This is a genomic window from uncultured Brachyspira sp. (genome assembly GCF_944393015.1).
Taxonomy (GTDB): domain Bacteria; phylum Spirochaetota; class Brachyspiria; order Brachyspirales; family Brachyspiraceae; genus Brachyspira.
In genome coordinates this window covers 1-20,113 of the sequence record NZ_CALXYQ010000052.1, presented here as the reverse complement: position 1 = coordinate 20,113, position 20,113 = coordinate 1, and the positions used below count along the sequence as shown (strand labels likewise).

Here is a 20,113-nt window from a genome sequence, read left to right as displayed (position 1 = left end):
GACACTCGACACTCGACACTCGACACTCGACACTCGACACTCGACACTCGACACTCGACACTCGACACTCGACACTCGACACTCAACAAATAATTTAAATCTTTTAAAAAATTTAATATCCGATAAAAATTATAATAATTCTAAAAAAATATATTCTTCTTTATACATTTTTAAGTTAATATTTGTATTGCATGATATTTTAAAAATTTATTTATCATTTTTAATACAAAAACAATCATATATAAAAAACTATAATCATAATTTTATTCTTCTATATTTTCTCAAACTTTTGAGAATGAATTTTTTCAATGATAGAAACATTTTTAAAAATGTTTTTTATAAAAATTATAATTTATATAAGGAGTTCTAATATGAACAAAAGACTATTTTCAATTTTATTTACTTTATTTTTAGTAGGTATTTTATCTGTAAGCTGTTCAAATGCAGATAAAACAGGTTCAGGAGAAACAAAGCCTACAGGTATAGACAGCAAATATGCAGGTACTTGGATAGGAGGCGGAGATTTAGCTGGTCAAACAATTGTTATAAATGCAGACGGTTCAGCAAAAAATCAAACTCAGAATGTTGATATGCCTGCTTCAAGTATAACTAAAAATTCTGATACTTCATATACAGCAAATTATACTCTTAATCCTAGCAGCGGAGTTACAGTAAAAGGCACTATGAATCTAGAATTTACTTCTGATACTTCTGCTAATGTTACAGGTCAAAATACAATTACTCAATCAGGCGGAACTTCAACTCAAAATATCAACGGCACTTTAACTAAACAGTAATAATCAATCGTGTTTTTATTTAGGGCTTGATTAATTATATTAGTCAAGCCTTTTATTTTGAATTATTGTTGATAAATTTATTTTAAATATTGACATAATAATTTAATATTTTAGAATATTTTATATAAAAAAGATAATTATATAAGGAATTCTAATATGAACAAAAAACTATTTAGTATTTTATCTACTTTATTTTTAGTGGGTATTTTATTTGTAAGCTGTTCCAATAAAGATAAAACAGGTTCAGATTCATCAAGCAATAGCAATGTAAAAAAATAGATACTATATACAAAGGTGATTGGTATGACCTTGAAGAGCTAGTAATGCAAATAGATATTAGTGGGAATATTTCATTTCCAACTATAGAAACTCAAGGAGCTGCTATCAAAGGAATTGAAGGAAGCGGAAGTTCATATACTGTTACTTACAGCGATCCAAATGCATCTGATGTGATAGTAAAAATACTATTTAGTGATACTTCTACATGTTCAGTAGAAATTTCGCAAGAAGGAAGTAAAACAACTAAATATAATCTTACTAAAAAACAATGAATTATAATCATATATAGGCTTGATTAGTTATTAGTCAAGCCTTTTATTTTACATTATTTTAAATCCCAGTCTCTAGTCTCAAAAATTATTTTGTAATTTTAGCTTTATATTTCTTCATTATTTTAATTGGATTTTTGGCACCCGCCCAAGAGTTTTTTAAATTTATTGATTAAATAACGCACGCAGAGTAAAGTTTTAAATATAAATAAATTCTTAATTATAATTCATTTATAAATTAAAATTTTATTAATCGTGCGTTAAATAAATTTTAACTTTAAATAAAGTTTGGGTGGGTTCTTAGTTTACAATTAAAGCTGTAAAAATAAATAAAATTATATTTCAGAACAAGGCAGTAAAGTTTAAAGGGCGGGGTATGTTAATAAAATTTTGAACTTATTTTTATCAACTTTTATATTACTGTAAAACAATTATAGTATGATTTAGTACTAATTTTATATTTGCACTTTTTGGTTCTTTGACGAAGTCCGCAGAGCGTATGCGGCGGGAAAAAGAACAATAAAAACATTGACAAAGTTAAAAATTTTCAGTATATACCTAAACAACTACATTTTGTCAATTTTGAATTATTTATGAATGTAATTTTTATTTATTAATAGCATAAAATATTATTAAGTTTTTTGAAAATTAAGATAAAAACTATATTTTGAGTAAAAATGCAGTTGTTTTGGTTCTTTTATACCAATAAAAGAACTGGGGGGTGGGGGCTAGTCCCCACAAATAATAAAAATAATAAAATAATTTTTGCTATTTAAACTTTCACTATAATAAATACTATTATAGTTATATTTTTTCAATGATTAAACTATTTAAATCTTCTGCATTATCATATACTAATAAAAAATTTCTTCTATTAAGATTACTTGAAATTATATTTGATAGTTCTTTATCTTCAAAATATTCTATCATAATATTATGATTATAATACTTCATAAATATTTTTATTAAGTCCAATTTATTATTTATATTTTCAATATTTTCTTTTTGAGATATCTCATTTAATTTAAATATAAAATCCATTTCAGGAATATTTTTTTTATCAGCATTTGCTAAATCAATATTTGTGAAATCGTATATATATGAAGTATTTAATATATTATTATTAATCAATATCTTAAATATATTTTCAAGAACCATGAAAAAAATATCAATCTTTCTGCTGAAAAGAACTTTTGATGAAAAACTTTTTTTATTATATGTGAAAATAATATTTATTATATTGTCAGACTCAAAGAATGAATTAATATTTATTTCAGCATTATAATTTAATTTTAAATAAAGTTTATCTATATCAGTATTGCCATGCTCTTTAAATATTTTAGAAACTATTTCTTTCTTTGAAAACTCTAATATGCTATTTAGAAAATCGATGCATTCTAATATCATATCATTATCAATACTTCCATTATATTTATAATTTTCCATTATTGCACTTATTATTTTACTTATAGACAATAATTCATAATCATTTATTTTATAGAAATCAAAGAAATGGAAATTATTTATATACCAAATTAAATTTGTTATATAAATATCTTTTTTTGGAAATATAGTTACAGGCGATATTTTTATCTCTTTTTCTTTTACATTATAATCATCTATTTTTAGATTTTTTATATATATATTCATAGTAATTATTTATTCGATACTGTCAAAATCAATTTTTTCTCTCATATTACGCAGCATTTTTAAAGGCTTTATATTTAAACTTATAAAAATATTTTCTATATTCTTATAATCTAATTTCGGTACAAATATATTTATTTTGCTTATGATATTAGGAGTATTTTTATCATTATTTTCTTTCCAGCCGACTATCTCTAAATTAATAAGTCTAATTCCATATTCGCCTAATTCAGTTTCAAAATCTATTTTTGAAGAATGTTCGATTAAGTATACTATAGCTCTTTTCTTATTTGATATATAATATGGTATAAAAAATCTATAAATAGAGGTACTCAAAAATATACATATACAGGCTATAGTAGATAGTACCCATTGTCCAGAGCCTATTACTATTCCTATACAAGCAGTAACCCACACTATAGCGGCAGTAGTTATTCCATGCAGTTTTCCTCTATTTTGTATAATCATTCCTGCACCTAAGAAACCAATTCCGGAAACTATTTGAGCAGATATTCTGTTATAATCAGGTACTCGGCTTAATACTGATGTTCCTAATTTGGCTAGTTCAGCATTTTCTAATATTACAGCACGAGCAAATACATCTTCATAGCATGATAAAAGAGCTGCTCCCATACAAACAATGCTTGTAGTTCTGCTTCCTATAGGTTTTTTATGCTGTTCTCTTTCCCAGCCTATAAATATACCCATAATATATGCCACTAATATTCTTGTTGTTATTTCTGCAATACTAAAGTCACCTAATGCATGATTAATATATTCTAACATAAAATAATATCCAAATGTTTATATATACATTAGTATTATCGAAAAAAAATATTAATAATTACAGTTTATATATCTATGTCGGCATATATTTCAGATTCATTTTTTGTGTACAATGCTATAGAATCTTTTGAAACACTGATAATTTCATCTATAAATTTGCTTATATTATAATCAAGGTCTGAAGAAAAATATTCTATAACCATATCTAAATTCATTCCGCTTATTAAACAGATATTATCATTTTTTCTGTAAAATTTGCTGGCTATATTAAAAGGAGTTCCGCCATATAGATCAGTCATTATTAAGATTTGATTATCTCCAAATTTATCTAATAATGTTTTTAATTGATTTTCTATTTGGGCAAAAGTATTATCTGTATGCAAATGTATTACATCATAATAATCTTTTGGTAAATCGCCCAATATCATTTTGGCAGATTCAATAAGTGTGGATGCTAAATTGCCATGACTCATTAATATTAAATTAGGTTTCATAATCAATCCCCCCATTCACATTTTATTGCTTTTATATTATAAATATAATAATTGTTTTTTATTATTCAAATTTAATTTTGAAAAAAATTTACTTAGACAAGTAATTTTGTACGATAATTTTACAATTAAGAATGTTGGGATTTATTGATTAGTACCTAAATGCTTTTCCACTAATTTATCATACGAGCCATTAGTCATTATTTGTGATAGAGCTTTATTTATTTCATCTAATAATACATTATCATCTTTTCTAAAGGCTATAGCATAATCTTCTTCAGGATATTTTATATTTTCTACAAGTTTAATACTTTTATCATATAAAATATAATGCTCGCAAGTTGATCTATCAAATATAGCAGCATCTACATTGCCTACTTTTAATGAAAGTATTATACTGCTTCCTGTATCGAATCTTTCTATATCTATTCCTTCTTTTGCAGAAATCATAGTGTCAGCAACTGTATCTCTTATTACTCCTACTTTTTTTCCTGTTAAATCTTCTTCAGTTTGTATTGATTCATCATTCATTCTTATTAAAACTGCCTGACTTGATGTGTAATATTTATCAGAAAAATTAAGATATTGTTTTCTTTCTTCAGTTACAGTCATTCCTGCTATGATAGCATCTATTTTTTTAGACTCTAAAGCTGGTATAAGTTCTTCAAAACGCATAGGAATAAAATTGATATTTTATCCGGATATTTTGGATATTTCATTCATTAAATCATAATCGAATCCGCCTATATTGCCATTTGATAAATAACCGAAAGGATAATCATAAACATATATTCCTACATTTATATAATTATTTGTTGAAATATTTTGCTGAATTTGGATATTTTTATTTTCTGAAGAGTCTGTACATGATATTAATAATGATAAAATCATCAATATAATTAATATGATTTTTTTCATTTTTTATTCCTAAAAATCAGATATTATTTAGTTATAAGATTCTCGTATATAAATTAATATGCATGTATAAAAAAGTCAAGCAATTTATTATGATTAAATATTCTATTATAAGTAAATAATTATAAACTGCAATATAAAAAATATTTGCAAAAACATACTTGCTGTATTATAATGTTAAATGATGTATTGTAAAAATTAGGATATAAAATTGAAAGTAAGCTCTGAATATATAAAAAAGTTATTATTAGTTTTAGGATATAAAGAAACTAATTTTGGAATATATAATAAAAAATATAAAAATAACTATACCATTAGTATAAATTTTGATAAGGAAAAAATTTTTTATATAGATAATAATTTTGACAAAAATATCAAATTAGGAGATGAAACAACTTCTAATTTTGAAAACAGCGAGAATTTTGTTGTTTTAGAATGTGTTGATAGACTTTTGGAAAAAGGATATAGTCCTGATAGTATAACACTTGAAAAAAAGTGGGAAATGGGAAGAAAAGAGAAAGGAAAACTAGATATACTTGTTTCAAAAGATAATATTTCGTATTTAATGATAGAATGTAAAACTTGGGGCAGTGAATTTAATAAAGAATATAAAAACATGTTAAATAAAAAAGGTGGACAATTATTTAGTTATTATAATCAAGATAGAAATGCTGAATATTTATGCTTATATACTTCAATATTAAATGATGATGATAAAATAGAATACAAAAACGAAATAGTAAAAATTGATGAAGAATTAAAAACTCTTGCTAATGTAGAAGAAATATATAATAGATGGAATAAACAATTTTCATTTAATGGTATATTTGAAAAAGATATTTTACCTTATGGAATACAGGCAAAAGCATTATTAAAAAAAGATTTAAAAATAATAACTCCTGAAGACGGAAAAAACATATATAATCAATTTTTAGAGATATTAAGACATAATGTAGTTTCAGATAAACCAAATGCATTTAATAAAATATTTAATTTATTTGTATGTAAAGTATTTGATGAAGATAATACAAAAGAAAATGAAGAATTATCTTTTCAATGGAGAGAAGCAACAGATAATTATGAAATATTTATTGATAGACTTAATCAGTTATTTCAAAGCGGAATGAAGGATTATTTAAATAAAATTATTTTTTATATAAAACTTGATGATATCAAACAAAAAAATGAGAAAGAATTAAGAGAATCTTTAATGCAGGCTATGATTTATAAAAATCAGGAGTTTTCATTTGTTGATATATTTGATGAAAGAGATTTTAAAAGAAATACAAGTATAGTTAAAGAAGTTGTTGAATTATTACAAGGATATCAATTTAGATATACAGAAAAACATCAGTTTTTAGGAGATTTTTTTGAAAATCTTTTAAATACGGGTTTTAAACAGGAAGTAGGACAATTTTTTACTCCACGTATATTAACTAGATTTATTGTTCAGTCTATTCCTATAAAAGAAATGATTAAAGAAAAAATTCTTTCAGGAGATAAAGATTTTATTCCAAAAGTTATAGATTTTGCATGCGGTAGCGGTCACTTTTTAACAGAAGCAATGGATATAATTCAAAAATCGCTTTTAGAAATAGGAAAAGAAAATTTGGATATATTAAAAAGAGTAGAGGATGTTTTAAATAGATATAATAATGATCCTGATAAATTCATTTGGGCAAAGGATTATATATATGGAATAGAAAATGACTATAGACTTGTAAAGACAACAAAACTATCATGTTTTTTTAACGGAGACGGAGAAGCTCAAATACTTCAAACTTCAGGTATTTATCCTTTTAGTCATGATGATTACAGAGGTACATTATTAGATACTAAAAATAAAGAAAATGAAAGATTTGATATAGTTATTTCAAATCCTCCATACTCTGTAAGCGGATTTAAAGCTATAATGGATAGAAATTCAGATGAAGCTTTTGATTTATACAAGGATATAACAGATAGCAGCAAAGAAATAGAAGTAATATTTATAGAGCGTATGAAACAATTATTAAAACCTAATGGATATGCTGCTATAATACTTCCTATTTCCATACTTCAAAATGATGGACTTTATGAAAAGGCAAGAACCATTATATTTGAAAATTTTTATTTAAAAGGGATTGTAAAATTAGGCTCTAATGCATTTCAGGCTACTGGTACAAATACTGTTATATTATTTTTACAAAAAAGAGAAAAATCTATTAGTTTAGAAAATAAAGAAAGTTATGTAAATATGTGTAAAGATAAAAAACTTTTGATAATTGATACAGGAGAAAAAGACGATGAAAAAAAATTTTTAGGATATAGTTTCAGTAATAGAAGAGGAAATGAGGGAATAACAGAAGAAAGGGATAAAGAAGGTACATATTTAGGCAATTTATTGGATGAAAAAAATAGAGATAATATAAATAAGGCTAATTATTATATGCTTCAAGCTTTATATGATAATTATCCTAATGTAGTTAAAGAATTAGAAAAAAATATATATGTTTTAGATTTAGAGGATTGTTTTAATTTTGAAGCCAATGATTTTGTTAATAGAATAAACTTAAATATTAAAAAAAAAATATTAACTAAATATGAATTAGTTTCATTAGATACAATATCATCTATAATAAAAGGAAAATCTATAACAAAAGATAAAGTAAAAAATGGAAATATACCTGTTATAGCTGGAGGTAAAACTTCTCCATATTCTCATTCAGAATATAATCAAGATGAAAATTGTATAACTGTAAGTGCTTCTGGAAGTGCATGATATGTATGGTATCATGATTATAAAATTTGGGCTTCAGATTGTAATGTAATACGTTCGTTTGATGAAGGAAAATATATTACTAAATATATATATTATTCATTAAAAAAATTGCAAAATTTAATTTATGATTTAAAAACAGGTTCAAATCAGCCACATGTATATGAAAAAGATTTAGCTAAAATAAAAATTCCTAATTTGAATATTCATAAACAGAAAGAAATTGTTGCTCTTATGGAAGAACATGAAAATATTATTTTTGAACAAGAGAAAATTATTAAAGAATCAAATGATAAAATTAATAGCTTAGATTTTGTAAATTATGATAAATGTAAATTATCCGATAAATCTAAATTTCATATTTTTATAGGTAAAAGAGTATTACAAAAGAATATAAAAGAAAATGGGAAATACCCTGTTTATAGTGCTAATGTATATAAACCTTTCGGATATATAGATGAATTACTATTTGATGACTTTGATTCTACATCTGTATTATGGGGAATAGATGGTGATTGGATGACAAATTATATATTTCCAAATAATCCTTTTTATCCAACAGATCATTGTGGTGTTATAAAATGCCTTGATAATTCTGTAAATATGGTATATTTTAATTATGCTTTTAATATAGTTGGAAAAGAATATGGTTTTAATAGAAATTTAAGAGCTTCTATAGATAGAATAGAAAAATTACAAATTCCTATCCCTAATTTAAACAAACAAAATGAAATATCCAATATTATTTTGGATTGCAAAAATAAAATAGAACAAGCTCAATTAAAAATAAATAATGCTAAAATTATTCAAAAAGAAATAATGAACGATATATTTCAAATTGATTAATTAAAATTTATTTGCAAAAACATACTTGCTGTATTATAATATATCATCAATAATATACGAATAAATTTTTTTATCAATTTTTAATTATTAAGATTAATTTTAAAAAGGATATATTTTAATAAATGTCATACGCAGAAAAAATTAGAAATTTTTGTATCATAGCCCATGTTGACCATGGAAAAAGTACATTAGCTGATAGAATAATAGAGCATACTAAAGCAGTATCAAGCAGAGAGATGAAAGCTCAAATATTAGACTCTATGGATATAGAAAGAGAGAGAGGAATAACAATAAAGAGTCAGGCTGTTAAATTATCATATCAGGCTGAAGACGGAGAAGTATATACTCTTAATTTGATTGACACACCGGGACACGTTGACTTTAATTATGAAGTTTCACGTTCTCTTGCTGCTTGTGAAGGAGCTATACTTGTAGTTGATGCTGCTCAAGGTGTTGAGGCTCAAACTATTTCTAATTTTTATCTTGCATTTGAAAATAATTTGGAGATTGTACCTGTTATTAATAAAATAGATTTGCCTGCTGCTAATATCGAACTTTGTAAAGAGCAGATGGAAAAAGAGTTTGGTGTAAATAAAGATGATATAGTTTTGGCAAGTGCAAAAAATGATATAGGTATAGATGAGATACTTGAAGCAGTAGTTAAGATGATACCGGCTCCAAAAGATAATACCAACAAAAAAACAAGAGCTTTGATATTCGATTCTTATTATGATCCTTTCCGCGGTGCTGTTATGATAGTAAGAATATTTGACGGCTCTATTAAAAAAGATGATAAACTTCTTTTAATGGAAACTAAAGCGAAGTATGAAGTTGAAGAATGCGGAACTCTTTTGCTTGGGCTTAAGTCTGCTAATGGATTAAAAAGCGGTGAAGTTGGATATATTATTGCGGGCATTAAAAACATATCTGATATAAAAATAGGGGATACTATCACACTTGAAGAAGATCCTTCTGATGAACCTTTAATTGGTTATAAAGAAGTACTTCCTATGGTATTTGCAGGCATTTTCCCTGCTGAAGATGAAGATTATACAAACTTACAAAAAGCATTGGAAAAATTAAAATTGAATGATGCTTCTTTAGTTTATGAGCCTGAGCGTTCTATTGCTTTAGGGTTTGGATACAGATGCGGATTCTTAGGGCTTTTGCATTTAGAGATTGTTCAAGAGCGTCTTGAAAGAGAATTTAATCTTAACCTTGTAATAACTAGTCCTTCAGTAGAAGTTAAATTAAAACTCACAAATGGTGAAGAAAAATTAATTGATAACCCTGCAGATTTTCCTTCTGGTCAGTATATAGAAAAATGTTATGAGCCTTTCATAAATGCTCTTATAATAGTACCAACCGATTATTTAGGAAACATTATTTCTCTTTGTATAGACAGAAGAGGAACACAAACATCATTAACTTATTTAGATGATAAAAGGGCAGAGATTAAATTCGACTTGCCTTTAATAGAAGTAGTATATGATTTTTATGATAAATTAAAATCTATATCAAGAGGCTATGCTTCATTCGATTATGATTTTTCAGATTTCAGAGAAAGCCAAATAGAAAAAATTGATATACTTGTTCATGGCGAAGTGGTGGATGCATTGTCATTTATGTCGCATAGAAGCAATGCTGAAACTAGAGGCAGACAAATCATAGAAAAATTAAAGCATCTTATTCCAAAGCATATGTTCCAGATTCCATTACAGGCTGCAATAGGCGGACGTATAATTGCACGTGAGAATATAAGTGCATTAAGAAAAAATGTTACAGCCAAATGTTACGGAGGGGACATCACAAGAAAGAGAAAACTTCTTGAAAAGCAGAAAGAGGGTAAGAAGAGAATGAAGGCTATTGGTAATGTTGAAATACCTCAGGATGCATTTATAAGCGTACTTAAAACTGACGATAACACAAAATAATTTAATAATAAATTAATAGGCATTAGAAATAATGCCTATTTTTATATATAAAATCAAAATTTATTATAAGTTCATTTATTAAAAATATTTTAAATTTTATTTTTTGACATACAGCCAAATTACAGCATATATACATATTGATCCGGAAACTATTAATAAAACATAAATACAGCTTTCAGAAAAAGGAAGTTTTATATTTCTTGGTTTATTTGGATCGAACCATAAAGCTAATTTATCACCGACTTTTCTAAAAGGGTAATAGCTTTTTAATGTTGTATATAGTGTTCCGTATCTTTCAGTTTCATAACTTATAAGCATTGTATTTTCGTATCTTAATTTTCTAGATTTATATACTTTTTTACTATTATATTGTTCAACTATGCATACAGTATGTACATACTTTTTTGAAGCAATAAAAATAGAAACGAATCCTGCTATTGCTCCTAGTATTAATAATATTCCTACAGTTAATATTGCTGCTTTAATTATTTTTATGTTCATATATTATACATTCCAATTAGTTCAAAAAATTAATGATATAAAATAGATATAATAATTTAATATTATAGATAAAAAATAATCAAGGTTTTAAGTTATCTATATTTATATTATATGATTGTATAAATTAAAGAATATCTGTATTATATATTATTATAAGAATGGAGTTTTTTATGTATAAAGCTGGCATAATAGGTCTTGGGCAGATAGCTTATTTCATAGATAAAGACCCTAACAGAAAAATAATATGGTCGCATGTAAAGGCTTATCAAAATACAGAAAACACTAAAATTACAGCTATATGCGGTAATAGTAATCTAGATTTAGTTAAGCAAATACAAAAAGATGAAAACATAGAAAAAGGATATATTGACTATAATAAAATGCTTGAAGAAAATGATTTTGATATAGTGAGTATATGCACGCCTATAGAGTTTCATTATGATATAGCAAAGAAGTGTATGGAAACAGGAGTTAAAGCTATTTTTTGTGAAAAGACTTTATCGTATTCAATAGAAGAGGCAAAATCAATATTAGAATTATCAAAAAAGTATAATATAGTATTTGCAGTTAATTATATATTAAGATGGGATAATATTAATAAACAAATAAAAAAACTCATAGAAGAAAATGCCATAGGTAAAATATATACAATAGTTGGATATGGAGCTACTGCATTGCATACCAGTGCTAGTCATATTATAGATTTAATGCTTTACTTTACAAACTCTGAAGCGGAGTATGTTGTAGGAGAAAAGCAGACAGATTTTATAAGAGAAGTTCATGGTATTAGTGATCATGGCGGATGCGGCATTATAAAATTTAAATCAGGTGCTATTGGATTCATTAAAGCTGTAAGTACATCTCCTTTTAAATATATGCTTGAAATGGATATAATGGTGAGAATGGAAGAATAAGATTATACAATAATGGAAATAGTTTTGAATTATATCAATACAAACAAGTTGATAATAATGAGGCAGGTTCAGGATATGAATCTTTAATTTTGACGAAACAATATAATAGAGATTATGAGAATGAAAGAATGCTTGATGCTGTTCATAATATTATAGAATGTTTAGAAAATGGCGGACAGCCTATATCGAATGCTTCTACTGCTTTAGAATCTGTCAAAATAATAGAAGGCATTAAATTATCATCTGATACAAAAAGTAAAATAGATTTATAAAGTTATAGTTTATTAATTTAACGCACGCAGAACAAAGTTAACAAATATATATTTATTTTATAAATTAAATTTTTTATTATATTACAAATACATCTAAACGTGCGTTGATTGGATTTTAAATCTAATTAAAACTTGGGCGGGCGTTAACATTTCTAGTTAAGCAATAAGAGAATAAAAAATAAAAGTATCAAATATAAATTATAAAGCCTAGAGGGTGGGGAGTGTAAATAAGTTTTAAAACTTTAATTACATCTGCCGCCTTCTAAAATTTACACCGTTACTTTAAATTTAATATCTTAATTTGCAAAAAAGACAAAATAAACTAGAATATTAAAATTATTTTATATGACTTCTGTATTAATTATGTGCTTTTTCAACTTTGACGAAGTCCGGGAAAAGTTGATAAAAATAAGTTCAAAATTTTATTAACATACCATGATCTTTAATATTTGCTGCTATTTTTTGAATTCTAGTTTTAATTATCTTTAAAGCCGAATTATAAATTACAGCACCCACTGGACTTTACGAACGGTATTGCCTTCATTTATTCAAAGTACAATGTATATTCAGCATATTGTATTTTAATATACGAATAATGAATTTAAGGGTATAGTATTTAGAAAAATTTATTTAAAAAAATTACTCTGTATCCTGCCATCTTAAATTTACAGTGTTATTTTAAATTTAATATATAAACTAACAATAATAACAAAATTATCCGGTATACTCTTCTATATACTTACGCATTAGCATTTTTATTGTTTCTTTGTCAGCATCTAGTGAGGCAATATCAAATGCATCAATCATAACTTTACGCTCTTCAGGAGTTAAGCATTTTACAGGGTCTTTTGCTATGAATAATTTTTTATACTGAGAAGGTATTAATGTTTCATCACCCATTAAAATTTCTTCATAAAGTTTTTCACCTTCTCTGATTCCTGTAAATATTATAGGTATGTCTTTTTCAGTAAGTCCGTACATTTTAAGCATGTTTTTAGCTAAGTCCAAAATTTTAACAGGCTTTCCCATATCCAAAGTAAATATTATTCCGTCATTTAAAGTACAGGCCTTTATAACTAGTCTTGCAGCTTCTCTTATAGACATAAAGAATCTTACCATTTCAGGATGAGTTACAGTTAATGGCTTGCCTTCCCTAATCTGCTTTTCAAATACAGGTATAACGCTTCCGCTGCTTCCTAAAACATTTCCGAATCTTGTTATTTTAAATGCTGTATTATTTTGTTCATGAGATAAAGACATTATCATTCTTTCACATATTCTTTTGCTTGCTCCCATCAATGAAGTAGGGCGAACTGCTTTGTCTGTTGATATGAATACGAAATTTTTAATATTGTTTTTAATTGCAAGTGTGGCAATGTTTTCTGTTGCTAGTATATTATTTTTAATTGCTTCTTCAGGATAGGCTTCCATAAAAGGCAAATGCTTATGAGCAGCAGCATGGAAAATTATATCCGGATTTTCTTCTTTTAAAATTTTATCTACTTTGACATAATCTCTAACATTTGAAATTATATATTGGAACTTATGTTTGTTTTTTTCATTTTTTCTGTCATTTATAGACATTATAAGAGAATGAATTGCACTTTCGGAATTATCCAAGGCCATAACTTTTTTTACAGGCAATGTAATCAATTGTCTTACAAGCTCGCTTCCTATAGAACCGCCTCCGCCTGTAACTAGTATTGTTTTATTCTCATAGTATGCGGATATTTCCTTTTCATCAAAACCAATCTCTTCTCGTCCTAGCAAATCAGATGGCTCTATATTTCTAATATCTTTTATAGAGGCATTACCTTTTATTATCTCAAAGAAACAAGGAAGTATTTTATATTTTATTCCGGTAGGATATATAATATCCAATATTTCAAGAAGTTCCTTTTGTTTTAAAGTAGGAATTGCAATGATAATTTCTTCTATTTCTATATTATGATTTTTATAATATTCTATTGTGTTTTCTATATCTTTAATCTTTCCTTTTACATCAATAGAATGATTTTCAATATTAACTTCTTTCTTATTTTCATCATCATCTAAAAAACAAAGTATATTATATTCGTTGTTATCATCTGAAGTTAATATTTCGGATGCAAGAGTTTCCCCAGCATTTCCAGCCCCAATTATAACTATATTTTTTTTATTCATTGCTTCAAACCTAAAATACATATATAAATAAGAATTATAGTATATATTTTTTTTATTTATTATACAAGGATTTTATTATATATTGTTAATTTTATAGAAATGTTTTATTTTAAAATAAATTTTCAATAGTATATTAATATAATAGTTTTATAGTTTATTATATTTTATACATATAAGATAATTTTTTTTTAATTATTTGTATTTTATGGTAAAACGTTAAAAAATATTTTCAATTTTATTTATAAGCTGTTCTATGTTTTTGAAATTTATTTAGAATCCCGCCCTTTAAGATTTTATAGCTTATTTTTTTATTATAGCTTCATTAAGATTTGAAAACTTATATTATAATTTACAACATCCGCCCAAGTTTTTTTAAATTTGAAATCTACTCAACGCACGGTTAATTTTATATTATTATATAATAATATTAGAATTATAAATTGATTATAACTCATAATCTGCTTAGCGTGCGGTGTGTATATTAATAATTTATTTCTATAAAAAAGTTTGGCAAATTAAATGTTTTTTGTAGAATTGTTTTGTAATTATATCATTAAAAAATCGGACGTATTTATGTATAAAACAAATAATAATAGAAATAAATTATTATATAAGAACGATAAAATAGATGTTAAAAAACTATTTTTTAATATAGGTACAGTAGGTACAGTAATAAATGTTTTGGGAAAGATATTTACAACTTCTAAATCTGCTGTTGATGAGATAAAAAATCAAGGTGGAATATTATATGTATTTGATACTAATGCATTAATGAATATTCCTAATTTAATTACTACATCAAAAATAAACAGTAGTTATGTTTTGCCTATTGTTGTTTTAGAAGAATTGAATAAATTAAAATTGTATAAAAATAGATCACAAAAAGTAAGTAATACTATAAGAGCCATTAATAAATTAAATGTTATTATAGAAAATACATCGAACATGTTTTACCAAAAGATTTTGATATGAGAAACAATGATAATAAAAATACTTGCAGCAGCAATGAAATGTTCAAATAAAATGTTGTAATAGTTACAGATAATAATTTAAAGAATAAAGCAAAATCTTGTAATATCAAATATATGTCTTTATAAGAATTCAAAAAATCAAAAATTAATAATTTTTTATTACTGTATGTTTTCTAATAAAATGTAATAATATAACTAGTTTTTATTAGTGTATTATAAATAAAGTCTTTTAAAAATATTTACTCATTATTTGTTCATCACTTTAAAAAATAGTTCTATAAACAATAAAGGTTTTTATTTATGATTTTCTTGTAAAGATTGTGAGTATATGGTAAATTTATTTGATTGTTACTCACAATTTTTGTTGTGTATTATATAAAATAATTATTTTCTACATTATAATAGGAACAATATTGAATAAATTTCTATATTGTATGCAGCAAATAATATTACTTATATTTATTATTTATATAAAAAATTGTTTTTTATAATAAATCAAATATAGATAGTATAAAATTTATTTTGTTGTTTAATACCGTCATACCCTATTTTGTACTTTTTTATAATTAAGATACATTTATATTATTTTTTGTAATCTAGAATTAATATTATAAAAAACTAATGAAAAATTAATCAAAATTTTTAAAAAATATAATAATGTTTTGTATTACATTTTAATAAAAATTATATTGAAAATATTTTTTATAATATAAAATTAAGAAATACTTAAATACAATATCTTAAAATTTTATGTTTTTTTAGTTTTAGTATTAAACAAAATGGATATTTTATCACATTATGCATTGATTTTTAAAAAAAAATGTCCTATAATTAATAAAGAACTATTTCAATTATTTTAAGAAGGTGGTAATATGGATAAAGGAAAATTCATAAAAGCAAATCAAGTCAGCGAACTTATTGACAGCAGCTCTTTTATAGGTTTGGACGGATTTGTAGGCATAGGTGTTCCTGAAGAAATTTTAATTCAAATTGAAAAATCCTTTTTAGAAAAAGGATACCCTAATAATTTAAGCATTATTTTTGGAGCAGGAACAGGAGACGGTAAAGTAAAAGGGTCAGGACGTTTAGGCCATAAAGGACTTTTAAAAAGAGTTGTTGCAGGACATTTGGGATTAGCTCCAAGACTTGGGGAATTGGCAAATAACAATGAAATTGAAGCCTATAATCTTCCTCAGGGAGTTATAGTACAAATGTTTAGAGAAATGGCTGCTGGGAAACCAGGAATACTTTCGCATGTAGGACTTGGAACTTTTGTAGATCCTGAACTTCAAGGAGGAAAACTTAACAGCATAACAACAGAAGATATCGTTGAGAGATGCAAATTTAAAGGTCAGGATTTGCTGTTTTATCATGCTCCTAAACTGGATTATGCCATATTGAGAGGAACTTATGCAGATGAAGACGGAAATATTTCTTATGAAGAAGAAGCCCTTACTCTTGAAGGTTTATCCATAGCAACTGCCGCTAAAAATAGTGGGGGAAAAGTCTTTGTTCAAGTTAAAGCAAAAGTAAAAAGAGGAAGCATACCTCCAAAAGAAGTAAAAATTCCAGGAATTTTAGTAGATTATGTGGTTGTAGCTGAAAATCCTGAAAATCATATGCAGACTTTCGGAGAATATTATAATGTGGGATATGTTAAAAATAACTTCGTTGTAGAAGGAAGTCTTAAAGAAGTAAAACTTGATGAAAGAAAAATCATTGCAAGAAGATGTGCAATGCTTTTAGATAGAAGCAAAAAAATATTAAACTACGGCATAGGAATGCCTGAAGTTATATCTATGGTAGTAAATGAAGAAGGTCAGGAAGAATACTTCACACCTACTGTTGAGCCTGGAGCAATAGGCGGAACACCTATGGGGGGGGGCAGCTTTGGTGCTACATTTAATGCAACAGCAATAGTTGATCAGCCGTATCAATTTGACTTCTATGACGGAGGAGGATTGGATATGGCGTTTTTAGGGCTTGCTCAATGCGACCAATACGGAAATATTAATGTTTCTAAATTCGGACCAAAGATTGCAGGATGCGGTGGATTTATTAATATCACTCAAAATGCAAAAGAAGTAGTATTCTTAGGAACTTTCACAACTGGAGGATTGAAAATAGGTGTTGAAAACGGAGAACTTAGAATTCTTCAGGAAGGAAAAGTTAAGAAATTTATAAAAGATGTAGAGCAAGTTACATTTAGCGGTAATATTGCTAATAAAAATAATAAAAAAGTTACTTATGTAACTGAAAGAGCTGTTTTCACTCTTGTTAAAGAAGGATTAAAACTAGTTGAAATAGCTCCTGGAGTAGATCTCCAAAAAGATATATTGGATCAAATGGAATTCAAGCCTATTGTAGCTGATGACTTGAAGAAAATGGATTCAAAAATATTTATTGATAAAAAAATGGGATTAGTATTTTAATAAAATATAATAATTAAAAGGAGACATTTATATGGTATTTGGAACAATTGGTATTGTATTATCGCTGATACTTTTAATGTATTTGGCGTATAGGGGGTTTTCAGTTTTAATCATAGCACCTATTCTTGCTTGTTTAGCAGCAATAATGGGCGGTATTGACAGCGGAAATATTCATGTTTTAGCTACATATACAGAAACTTTTATGAACAGTTTGGCAGGATATGTAAGAACTTATTTCCCTATTTTCTTGCTTGGAGCTATATTTGGTAAAGTAATGGATGACACTGGTTCAGCAAGAAGTATTTCATATTTTGTTTGTGAAAAATTTGGTAAAGAAAAAGCTATACTTGCTATAGTTCTTGCTTGTGCTATACTTACTTACGGCGGAGTATCTTTATTTGTAGTAGCTTTTGCTATTTATCCTGTTGCAGCAGCTTTATTCAGAGAAGCAGGAATACCTAAAAGATTTATTCCCGGATCAATTGCTGCAGGAGCTTTTACTTTCACAATGACAGCCTTACCAGGAACACCTCAAATTCAGAATGCTATTCCTATGCAGTATTTCGGAACTGATGCTTATGCAGCTCCTATTCTTGGAATAATCGGGGCTATATTAATGGGAACAAGCGGGGTTATATGGCTTCAAAGAAGGGCAAAAAAAGCTATGGCTAAAGGAGAAGGATACGGAGTGCATCAAAATGAACCTGCCATTGATAATACAGGAGAAAATTCAAAAAATATACCTCCGTTCATAATTGCAGTTCTTCCTATATTGCTAGTTATAATTGTAGGAATTATCGCTTCTAAATTTGTATTCCCTAAATTAGATCTTTCTTATCTTGAAAGTTACGGAACAGAATCTTCAAAAGTTGTAGGAAACTGGAGTTTAATTGTTTCATTAGTAATTTCTATAATAGCTGCAATTCTTCTTAACTTAAAAAGAATGAAAAACGTTATTAAAACTCTTACTGACGGAGTATCAGGATCATTCCTTGCTGTAATGAATACTGCTTCTGAGGTTGGTTATGGAAGTGTTATAGCTGCAATGGCTGCATTTGCTGTTGTAAAAGGTGCTTTATTAGGACTTTCTTCTAACCCTCTTGTATCAGAAGCTATTTCAGTATCTGCACTTGCTGGTATAACAGGTTCAGCATCAGGCGGATTAAGTATAGCTCTTGAAGCTCTTGCTGATGTATATTTAAAAGATGCTTTAGCTGCTAATATAGACCCTCAAGTTCTTCACAGAATAGCTTCTATGGCTTGCGGCGGTTTGGATACTATGCCTCACAATGGTGCAGTTATCACAGTTCTTGCAGTTACTGGTATGACTCACAGAGAATCTTATGGAGATATTGCAATGTGTACTGCTATAATTCCTGTAATAACAGTTGCTATTTGTATTGTACTTTATTCAATCTTTGGTATTGTATAATATTATAATATAAAAAAATTAAATATTTTTCGGCAGAATATCTGATAAAGAGATTTTGCCGAACTTTATATATACTTTATATTTATAAAAATATTTTTTAGGAGCAATAATTATGAAATTTGAAGAATTAAAAGTTGGTATGAAAGCAGAAATTACTAAAACTATAACAGAAACAGATGTAATTTTATATGCAGGAATTACACTTGATACAAATCCTGCTCATTTGAATGAAGTTCATGCTCAGCAAACTATGTTTAAGCATAGAATAGCTCATGGAATGCTTACTGCAGGACTTGTATCTGCCGTTTTAGGAACTAAACTTCCGGGAGAAGGAAGTATTTATATGGGACAGGAATTGAAATTCACAGCACCTGTATATTTTGGAGATACAATTACCGCTACTGCTGAAATTATAGAACTTATCCCTGAGAAAAATAGAGTAATTCTTTCTACTACTTGCACAAATCAAGAAGGTAAAGTTGTTTTAAGCGGAAAAGCAACTATTATGAAAAAATGACAATTGAAAAAATAAATTATATAAATTAAAAAATTTGATAAAGTAAATTATCAGGAGGACTAGAATGGAATTTAATTTGCCTAAAACACATCAACTTTTCAGACAGATGATCAGAGAATTTGCTGAAAAAGAGGTAAAACCTTTAGCAACAGAAATTGACGAGGAAGAAAGATTCCCTGTTGAAACTGT

General features: G+C 26.5%; 18 protein-coding genes and 2 pseudogenes. 14 read left to right on the top strand and 6 right to left on the bottom strand.

Features of this window, described 5'->3' with window-relative positions; all coding sequences use genetic code 11:
* Nucleotides 1–371: 371 nt before the first annotated feature.
* From Q0K19_RS13000 to Q0K19_RS12990, 3 genes are all read left to right on the top strand, one after another.
* Nucleotides 372–797, top strand: coding sequence for a hypothetical protein (locus tag Q0K19_RS13000; RefSeq protein ID WP_297248630.1), 426 nt, complete (start codon nt 372–374; stop codon nt 795–797).
* Between the two features lie 156 nt (nt 798–953).
* On the top strand, nt 954–1,076 hold the full coding sequence (locus Q0K19_RS12995) for a hypothetical protein (protein WP_297248628.1): 123 nt from the start codon (nt 954–956) through the stop codon (nt 1,074–1,076).
* 44 nt (nt 1,077–1,120) lie between these two features.
* Nucleotides 1,121–1,348: a hypothetical protein gene (locus Q0K19_RS12990; protein WP_297248626.1), complete on the top strand. Its 228-nt coding sequence runs from the start codon at nt 1,121–1,123 to the stop codon at nt 1,346–1,348.
* A gap of 801 nt (nt 1,349–2,149) precedes the next feature.
* Here Q0K19_RS12990 and Q0K19_RS12985 read toward each other — a convergent pair.
* The 4 genes and pseudogenes from Q0K19_RS12985 to Q0K19_RS12970 form a co-directional block, all read right to left on the bottom strand.
* Complete coding sequence (locus Q0K19_RS12985; protein ID WP_297248624.1) at nt 2,150–2,995, bottom strand: hypothetical protein; 846 nt, start codon at nt 2,993–2,995, stop codon at nt 2,150–2,152.
* A 9-nt stretch (nt 2,996–3,004) separates the two neighbouring features.
* Nucleotides 3,005–3,778 (bottom strand): MgtC/SapB family protein, encoded by a 774-nt coding sequence (locus tag Q0K19_RS12980; protein WP_297248622.1) that lies wholly within the window; start codon nt 3,776–3,778, stop codon nt 3,005–3,007.
* Nucleotides 3,779–3,843: 65 nt separating this feature from the next.
* Nucleotides 3,844–4,272, bottom strand: a complete 429-nt coding sequence (locus Q0K19_RS12975; RefSeq protein ID WP_297248620.1) for a PTS sugar transporter subunit IIA — start codon at nt 4,270–4,272, stop codon at nt 3,844–3,846.
* Between the two features lie 141 nt (nt 4,273–4,413).
* Nucleotides 4,414–5,187 (bottom strand): annotated as a pseudogene (locus Q0K19_RS12970) (transporter substrate-binding domain-containing protein).
* Nucleotides 5,188–5,395: 208 nt separating this feature from the next.
* Here Q0K19_RS12970 and Q0K19_RS12965 point away from each other — a divergent pair.
* The 4 genes and pseudogenes from Q0K19_RS12965 to lepA all read left to right on the top strand — a co-directional run bounded on the left by Q0K19_RS12965 (nt 5,396) and on the right by lepA (nt 10,722).
* Nucleotides 5,396–7,945 (top strand): N-6 DNA methylase, encoded by a 2,550-nt coding sequence (locus Q0K19_RS12965; RefSeq protein ID WP_297248618.1) that lies wholly within the window; start codon nt 5,396–5,398, stop codon nt 7,943–7,945.
* Nucleotides 7,946–7,957: 12 nt separating this feature from the next.
* A pseudogene (locus tag Q0K19_RS12960) lies at nt 7,958–8,206 on the top strand (restriction endonuclease subunit S); the annotation flags it as partial.
* The gene (locus Q0K19_RS15440; protein WP_367172176.1) at nt 8,195–8,788 is read left to right on the top strand and encodes a restriction endonuclease subunit S; all 594 of its coding nucleotides are present in this window, start codon (nt 8,195–8,197) and stop codon (nt 8,786–8,788) included. The pseudogene Q0K19_RS12960 and the gene Q0K19_RS15440, both read left to right, overlap by 12 nt.
* A gap of 122 nt (nt 8,789–8,910) precedes the next feature.
* A complete protein-coding gene (gene lepA / locus Q0K19_RS12950; RefSeq protein ID WP_297248616.1) occupies nt 8,911–10,722 on the top strand; it encodes a translation elongation factor 4 in 1,812 nt (603 codons plus the stop codon).
* Nucleotides 10,723–10,818: 96 nt separating this feature from the next.
* Here lepA and Q0K19_RS12945 read toward each other — a convergent pair whose 3' ends face one another.
* Complete coding sequence (locus tag Q0K19_RS12945; RefSeq protein WP_297248614.1) at nt 10,819–11,223, bottom strand: hypothetical protein; 405 nt, start codon at nt 11,221–11,223, stop codon at nt 10,819–10,821.
* 170 nt (nt 11,224–11,393) lie between these two features.
* Between Q0K19_RS12945 and Q0K19_RS12940 the strand changes: the two genes are divergently transcribed.
* The gene (locus Q0K19_RS12940; protein WP_297248612.1) at nt 11,394–12,137 is read left to right on the top strand and encodes a Gfo/Idh/MocA family oxidoreductase; all 744 of its coding nucleotides are present in this window, start codon (nt 11,394–11,396) and stop codon (nt 12,135–12,137) included.
* Nucleotides 12,134–12,409, top strand: a complete 276-nt coding sequence (locus Q0K19_RS12935; protein ID WP_367172175.1) for a hypothetical protein — start codon at nt 12,134–12,136, stop codon at nt 12,407–12,409. The genes Q0K19_RS12940 and Q0K19_RS12935 overlap by 4 nt, the downstream gene beginning before the upstream one ends.
* 714 nt (nt 12,410–13,123) lie before the next feature.
* On the opposite strand, the gene Q0K19_RS12930 is transcribed toward Q0K19_RS12935, so the two are convergent.
* Nucleotides 13,124–14,572, bottom strand: coding sequence for a nucleoside-diphosphate sugar epimerase/dehydratase (locus Q0K19_RS12930; RefSeq protein WP_297248608.1), 1,449 nt, complete (start codon nt 14,570–14,572; stop codon nt 13,124–13,126).
* Between the two features lie 573 nt (nt 14,573–15,145).
* On the opposite strand from Q0K19_RS12930, the gene Q0K19_RS12925 reads away from it, so the two are divergent.
* The 5 genes from Q0K19_RS12925 to Q0K19_RS12905 form a co-directional block, all read left to right on the top strand.
* Nucleotides 15,146–15,544 carry a PIN domain-containing protein gene (locus Q0K19_RS12925; protein ID WP_297248605.1) on the top strand — a complete coding sequence of 133 codons (399 nt, stop codon included), beginning with the start codon at nt 15,146–15,148 and terminating at the stop codon, nt 15,542–15,544.
* An 871-nt stretch (nt 15,545–16,415) separates the two neighbouring features.
* Nucleotides 16,416–17,975, top strand: coding sequence for an acyl CoA:acetate/3-ketoacid CoA transferase (locus tag Q0K19_RS12920; RefSeq protein WP_297248603.1), 1,560 nt, complete (start codon nt 16,416–16,418; stop codon nt 17,973–17,975).
* A 31-nt stretch (nt 17,976–18,006) separates the two neighbouring features.
* On the top strand, nt 18,007–19,407 hold the full coding sequence (locus tag Q0K19_RS12915) for a GntP family permease (protein WP_297248601.1): 1,401 nt from the start codon (nt 18,007–18,009) through the stop codon (nt 19,405–19,407).
* Nucleotides 19,408–19,519: 112 nt separating this feature from the next.
* Entirely contained in the window at nt 19,520–19,924 is a 405-nt protein-coding gene (locus Q0K19_RS12910; RefSeq protein ID WP_297248599.1) for a MaoC family dehydratase, read from the top strand.
* A 64-nt stretch (nt 19,925–19,988) separates the two neighbouring features.
* The coding region (locus Q0K19_RS12905) for an acyl-CoA dehydrogenase family protein (protein WP_297248632.1) at nt 19,989–20,113 on the top strand (125 nt) is incomplete at its 3' end.

Coding starts and splice junctions, on each gene's coding strand:
- Q0K19_RS13000 (WP_297248630.1), top strand. CDS start 372: ATGAACAAAAGACTATTTTCAATTTTATTTACTTTATTTTTAGTAGGT.
- Q0K19_RS12995 (WP_297248628.1), top strand. CDS start 954: ATGAACAAAAAACTATTTAGTATTTTATCTACTTTATTTTTAGTGGGT.
- Q0K19_RS12990 (WP_297248626.1), top strand. CDS start 1,121: ATGCAAATAGATATTAGTGGGAATATTTCATTTCCAACTATAGAAACT.
- Q0K19_RS12985 (WP_297248624.1), bottom strand. CDS start 2,995: ATGAATATATATATAAAAAATCTAAAAATAGATGATTATAATGTAAAA.
- Q0K19_RS12980 (WP_297248622.1), bottom strand. CDS start 3,778: ATGTTAGAATATATTAATCATGCATTAGGTGACTTTAGTATTGCAGAA.
- Q0K19_RS12975 (WP_297248620.1), bottom strand. CDS start 4,272: ATGAAACCTAATTTAATATTAATGAGTCATGGCAATTTAGCATCCACA.
- lepA (WP_297248616.1), top strand. CDS start 8,911: ATGTCATACGCAGAAAAAATTAGAAATTTTTGTATCATAGCCCATGTT.
- Q0K19_RS12945 (WP_297248614.1), bottom strand. CDS start 11,223: ATGAACATAAAAATAATTAAAGCAGCAATATTAACTGTAGGAATATTA.
- Q0K19_RS12940 (WP_297248612.1), top strand. CDS start 11,394: ATGTATAAAGCTGGCATAATAGGTCTTGGGCAGATAGCTTATTTCATA.
- Q0K19_RS12930 (WP_297248608.1), bottom strand. CDS start 14,572: ATGAATAAAAAAAATATAGTTATAATTGGGGCTGGAAATGCTGGGGAA.
- Q0K19_RS12925 (WP_297248605.1), top strand. CDS start 15,146: ATGTATAAAACAAATAATAATAGAAATAAATTATTATATAAGAACGAT.
- Q0K19_RS12920 (WP_297248603.1), top strand. CDS start 16,416: ATGGATAAAGGAAAATTCATAAAAGCAAATCAAGTCAGCGAACTTATT.
- Q0K19_RS12915 (WP_297248601.1), top strand. CDS start 18,007: ATGGTATTTGGAACAATTGGTATTGTATTATCGCTGATACTTTTAATG.
- Q0K19_RS12910 (WP_297248599.1), top strand. CDS start 19,520: ATGAAATTTGAAGAATTAAAAGTTGGTATGAAAGCAGAAATTACTAAA.